Annotated in this window: 5 protein-coding genes; 3 read left to right on the top strand and 2 right to left on the bottom strand. The window is 52.1% G+C overall.

All coding sequences use genetic code 11. The annotated features are described in order from the left end of the window. Together ABJQ89_RS09395 and ABJQ89_RS09390 are read right to left on the bottom strand one after the other, a co-directional pair. On the bottom strand, positions 1–1,353 hold a 1,353-nt coding region (locus tag ABJQ89_RS09395), incomplete at its 3' end, for a type VI secretion system tube protein Hcp (RefSeq protein WP_348495990.1). 471 nt (positions 1,354–1,824) lie between these two features. Next, positions 1,825–2,613, bottom strand: a complete 789-nt coding sequence (locus ABJQ89_RS09390) for a FadR/GntR family transcriptional regulator (protein ID WP_348495989.1) — start codon at positions 2,611–2,613, stop codon at positions 1,825–1,827. 204 nt (positions 2,614–2,817) lie between these two features. Here ABJQ89_RS09390 and ABJQ89_RS09385 point away from each other — a divergent pair, with 204 nt between their 5' ends. From ABJQ89_RS09385 to ABJQ89_RS09375, 3 genes are all read left to right on the top strand, one after another. Continuing rightward, complete coding sequence (locus ABJQ89_RS09385; protein WP_348495988.1) at positions 2,818–3,855, top strand: TRAP transporter substrate-binding protein; 1,038 nt, start codon at positions 2,818–2,820, stop codon at positions 3,853–3,855. Positions 3,856–3,928: 73 nt separating this feature from the next. After that, positions 3,929–4,705, top strand: a complete 777-nt coding sequence (locus ABJQ89_RS09380) for a TRAP transporter small permease subunit (RefSeq protein WP_348495987.1) — start codon at positions 3,929–3,931, stop codon at positions 4,703–4,705. A 5-nt stretch (positions 4,706–4,710) separates the two neighbouring features. Continuing rightward, positions 4,711–6,041: TRAP transporter large permease subunit (locus ABJQ89_RS09375; protein WP_348495986.1), on the top strand; the 1,331-nt coding region annotated here is incomplete at its 3' end.

The raw sequence follows: 6,041 nt of genomic DNA, 5'->3' as shown, positions 1-6,041 counted from the left end.
TATATCATTAAGTGTGAGCTCGTAGACGATTGCCTGATCGTTGCCACTGATACCCACGATCTGAATTGCTTCGATATGTGCGCCCAAAGAGGTGCTGTTCAGCAAACTTGTCAGGCCAGCGTTCCCCGAAAGCGCGATTGACAAATCCCGAACACTGACAGCACCAGCACCTGTATGCGTCGTGGCAGCTTGGCTTTGACCCAGATTAAACCCATCCAACTCGAACCAGCCCTCAAATCCTCTGGCCGTGGAATCGCCCGCAATGCCATCAATCGACAGGAAGTAAGTCGTAGGCGCTGAGTTACCGAAAGCGGGTAAGCTTGTTGGCGCATCGAGGGTTGCGGGATCGAGATAGGTGTTATCAACAAGATTCCAACCGTAGGATTGCTCCGTCCCAGGGCTCGCAGGGCTGCCATCTGGGTTCTGGCCAGTCGTGACGAGGCCGATCTGACTAAAGTTGAACGCAACATCGAGGCTCGATGCGCCGTTCGGCTCCGTGGTTTCGTTTACGGAAGTGACCAGAATGTCGTTGAGGGTGAGCTGGTAGACCGTCGCATCGCGCCGCGTGACGCCCTCGATCTGCAGCGCATCAAGGTATATACCCGTGGCGGAACCGTTGAGAAAATCAGCCAGCCCCGTGTTCCCAGATAGTTCGACTGACAAATCCTGAATATCGACACGACCTGCGCCATCACCAGGGCCCGTATGTGTGGTGCCTGATTGGCTTTGGCCCAGATTAAACGCATCCAGCTTAAACCAGCCCTCGTAGCCTTCGTCCGTAGAGTCACCCGCAATGCCATCGATCAGCAAGTAGTATGTCGTTGGATTTGAGGCAAGGACAGCGCGCGATGGCGTCGGCTCATCTAGAGTTGCGGGGTCGATAACCTCGTTCGTGGTAGTATCATAGCCGTAGCTTTGTTGCCCCCCGAGGCTGCCATCTTGGTTCTGGGTGGTCGTGACGAGGCCGAATTGACCAAAGTTGAACGTAACGTCGAGGATTGGGACGTTGTTTTGCGCAGATTCCTCTGACACGGACGTGGTCATAATATCATTAAGCGTGAGTTCGTAGACGATTGCCTGATCGTTGCTACTGATACCCACGATCTGAATTGCATCAATGTGAGAGCCCATAGAGGTGCTGTTCAGCAAACTTGTCAGGCCAGCGTTCCCCGACAGCGAAACTGACAGATCCTGAACGTTGAGACGGCCTGCGCCTCCATTGGCTCCAAAATGCGTGGTGCCAGAATGGCTTTGACCTAGACTAAACGCATCCAAATCAAACCAGCCTTCAAATCCAGGGATCGCGGAATCGCCAGCAATGCCATCAATCAACAGGAAATAAGTCGTAGGCATAACTATCTCTTTTCATTTTAGGACATGGCGGCGACCTTTAGATCGTCAGACATGACCAATAACAATTTTTCAGAAAAACAGACCGCGACTGCGGAACTTGGAAAAACAAGTAGACGGAAGTTTGAGCAACCGACGTTTTCGAATGGGAATTCAAAGTGAGTTTTTAAATTCAGTAATTTGGACACTAACTGTAATCGCATCCAAACGAAAGCAGACATTGGTCCTTGATGTGGCCATGTCCGCTTCGTCCGCACAGCGGTCATTGGGGCTGATCACTATTAGTGTCCGTGCTGGGTCCGAAATGCTTGATGTTTAAGCCTGCATTGCAGGGCGCGGCCCATTGATCGGCTTCAGAAAATAGCGGGATCGAAGTAAAGGTTTGTGACGTTCTACAAAGAGCATCAACGATTGATAACGATATTGCCGCCATCAGCGCTTAATGGTTTCAATTTACCATTTTTGCGCCGCGATCTAAAGCGAACGCGGAACGTATTTCTTGTCTGAAATCGATTCACGGTGGCGACGTTCGAATTCTGTTTCGATCAATTTTCGAACATAATCGATGTGCGTGTGTGCTGCGTTCTCGGCCTCGAGGGGCTTGGCATCACAAATCGCGCCAACAATCGCTTCGTGTTGCTGAAATAAGGCATCAGCAACGTTATTAATGTCCAAAACCTCTTCTCGGTTATAGAACAAAGAGCTTTTGTTGAGCGAATAAAGTCCTGCCATCATGTGGGTGAGGGTGCGATTGTGCGCCGCGAAGACGATTGAGTGGTGGAGCTCAAGATCAAGTTCAGTGCCGCGCTCCCGATCATGCTCTTCGTCGGCGACTTTCATGGCTGCGAGAATATCCAGCAATTCGTCGCGATCTCTTGCGGTGGCCCGACTGGCTGCTAGGCGGGCTGCGAACCCTTCCTTTTCACGACGATATTCAAGGTTGTCTCGGATCGCAGACGGGCTGCGGTTATAGAGCGCGATGAGGGCGGGCGACATGATGTCACCGCCAAGCTTGGCAATGTACACACCGTCTTTTGCGATGATGTTGACGAGGCCATTTTCGCTCAGTTGTTGCAGCGCTTCGCGGACTTTCGGGCGTGAAATGCCCATTTGCTCTGCCAGTTCACGTTCGCCGGGCAACATGTCGTTTTCTCTGAGCACGCCTGAGAGGATCAGCTCTTCGATTTGCACCACCGCAGTGTCTGAAATGGACGGGTTGTCGATTCGGTCGAACAGACGCCCAGGTGCGTTTTTCTTTCGCATTGCACTTCTCCATTGGGCGCAGCTTTGGCCCTCGGTAACATAGTAACCTTACAAAACACATTTGGAAACAAGGACTTTTGAGAGGAATCCTGTTTCTGGTAAATAAACTTGACCTTAACTTCTGGTTAAGTTTATTTACCAGATATCGCCAGATAGCGGCTCGAATTGTCGGGGCTGTCAGGTGCTATCTAAAGGGAGGAACCTATGAAGAATTTTGTAATGGCGGCCGTCGCCGGTCTCACAATGTCCAGCGCAGCAACCGCGCAGGAAACACTGGAAATGACATCCGCATTTGGTCGCAACTTGCCGATCTTGGGTACTGCAGCCGTGGATTTCGTGGAAAAGATCAACGGCATTTCGACCGAAGTGGAGTTTGAGCACTTCGATCCGAACGAATTGGTTCCAACGCTTGAAGCGCTTGATGCCGTATCTAACGGTTCCATCGACGCAGCTTACGCGACGACCGGATATTGGCAGGGAAAGATCAACGCTGCATCGCTCTTTGCCGCAGTCCCATTTGGCCCAGAAGCGGGCGAATTCATGGGCTGGATTCTCTACGATGACGGCGCGAAATACTGGCAGCAGATGTATGATGACAACGGCTACCACGTAAAAACACTGCCATGTGGGATCATCGCGCCAGAAACATCTGGTTGGTTCAAAGAAGAAATCAAAACGGTTGAAGACCTCCAAGGTCTGAACATGCGTTTCTTCGGCCTTGGCGCAAAAGTCATGGAAAACCTGGGCGTGTCTACGTCTTTGCTCGGTGCTTCCGACATTTTCCCAGCGCTTGAGCGCGGCGCGATTGATGCGACCGAATTCTCAATGCCATTGATCGATGCGCGTCTCGGCTTCCACAAAATCGCGAGCTACAACTACTTCCCCGGTTGGCACCAGCCCTCCACATTGTTCGAACTGTTGATCAACGGCGATGTCTGGGAAGACATGGGTGAAGTTGCGCAAAAGCAGATCGAAGTGGCCTGCCTTGCAAACATCACAACCAACCTTGCAGAAGGCGAAGCAACAAACTTTGCCGCAATGGTCGACAACGTTGAAAACAACGGCGTGATCATCAAGCAGTGGCCTGAAGAGATCATGACCGCGTTTGAAACATCTTGGGGCAAAGTTGTGGATGAGTTGGGCGCAGACGACCCGTTCTTCCAAGAAGTATGGGCCGACCTTCAAGAATACCGCGAAGGCTATGCGGTGTGGTCCAAGTCCATCTACCTACCACGTCAGTAACACGACTTTTTCGATTGGGGCGGTGCATACAAGTGCCGCCCCATTTGTCTTTCAAGGCTAGGGAGTTTCCGACATGTCAGCCCAGATTGAATCGTCGATTGACCCGCACGCACATGCGTCAGGGGAGAGTGATGTCGACCAGCAGACTATTTTCGACCGATTGGTTATCTTTGTATCGAGCGTGACGGGATGGTTGTTCCCGATTTTGATGCTTGCGATTACGGCGCAAGTGGTGATGCGAAAGCTGGGTCACAACCAAGCATGGTTGGATGATGCGCAATGGTGGATGTACGGTTTCTCGATGACCGTCGGGTTTTCCTACGCGATCACAACCCAGAGCCACGTCCGCGTTGATATCCTACACCAAAACTTCAGCGCACCGAAAAAAGCCAAGATCGAAGTTTTCGGCCTTGGTTGGCTGTTGCTACCCTTCCTGATCATCATGGCAGATGTTTTGTTCCACTACGGATGGGCGTCATTTGTTGCCGGGGAAGGATCCAGCAGCGCGAATGGTTTGCACAAGCTCTACCTGTTGAAGCTCAGCCTGCCAGCCTTATTTGTCCTCGCCATTCTCGCATCGATGTCGATGATGCGGCGCCATTTGATGGTCTTCGCGAGCGCTCGCCTTTGGACCTTTTTGCTCGGGATGTTCCCGGCTGCTTGGTTCATGGCGGAACGGGCGAGCTTTTACATTTTGTGGTGGGCGATCCGCGCCACTAATAGTGAAATCGAGGTTCGTCGCATCTCGAACGAACCGATTATCGCACACACAATTTGGTACGGGCTGATCATTGTCCTCGTTGCCATCATTGTCAGCTTCGGTCTGAGCCGACGCGCCTCTAAAGGATAAAGATCATGCAAATTCTTTCTCTTATGGGTGAGCTTATGAACCTCAACCAATGGATGGTCTTGGCCATGTTCTTGGGGTTCATCTACCTGTTATTCCGCGGCATTCCCGTGGCCTTTGCCCTTGTGGGTATCAGTCTGATCTTCATCGTCATTGGCGAATTCGTGTTGGACCCGAACCGCCGTATCATCGAGGAATTCATCGAATATGATCGCGTCCGGTTGACCTACCAAAGGCTCGCAGCTGTCGGTGGTCGTTTCTTTGGCGGGACCATCAACAACCCCGTTCTAGTCGCCTTGCCGATGTTCATTTTCATGGGGCTCATGCTGGATCAATCTGGCGTGGCGCAACGTATGATGCGCTCTATGCAAGTGTTGTTCGGTGCTGTGCGCGGTGGCTTGGCCCTGTCGGTCATGCTGATCGGGATCATCCTTGCGGCTTCTACAGGTGTGATTGGTGCCTCAGTTGTACTGTTGGGCGTGATGGGTATTCCGACGATGTTGGAGCAGAACTACAACAGCCCCGTGGCTGCTGGCACGGTTGCGGCATCGGGTACATTGGGGATCCTGATCCCACCCTCGATCATGTTGGTGATCATGTCCGACCAGCTTGCGATCTCGCTAGGGGATTTGTTCATGGGCGCATTGTTCCCGGGCCTGTTGCTCGGCGCGCTCTATGTTCTTTACCTGATCGTCTACGGTCTGTTTAACCCGAACGCGATGCCCTTGCCAGAAAACCGCGAACCGGTGTCGATGAAAATCATCGGCGAAGTTGCACTCTCTGTCTTGCCGCCATTCTGCCTGATCATGTTGGTTCTCGGCTCGATCTTCTTTGGCTTTGCCACCCCGACCGAAGCCTCTGGCCTCGGCGCATTGGGCGCAACGATCCTTGCCCTGTTCAGTAAAAATCTGAACATGGCAGTGTTCAAGGACGTGATGCTACAGACCTTGAAAACCAGCGGTTATATTGTCGGTATCTTCATCACCGCATCCTTCTTTGCCTACGTTCTGCGCCGCTATGGCGGCGATGAAATCATCGAAGGCGTTGTGCTTGGATCATTCGAAAACCCCTATATGGTTGTCGGCTTCATCCTGTTCATCATCTTCTGCCTCGGCTTCTTGCTGGACTGGATCGAAATCACACTGATCATTATGCCGCTTATGTTGCCTGTGATCCTATCGCTCGACTTGGCTGTGTCTGGTTTCGGCGTTGTCGATAATCCATCGGTCGTGTGGTTTGCGATCCTTGTGGCCGTGACGTTGCAGACATCGTTCCTAACACCGCCCGTTGGCTTTGCACTGTTCTACCTCAAAGGCGTTTGCCCACCTGAGGTAACACT

It is taken from the genome of Planktotalea sp. (genome assembly GCF_039984035.1).
GTDB lineage: Bacteria > Pseudomonadota > Alphaproteobacteria > Rhodobacterales > Rhodobacteraceae > Planktotalea.
The sequence above is the reverse complement of the archived record's forward strand: the minus strand, read 5'-3'. Positions and strand labels throughout refer to the sequence as shown.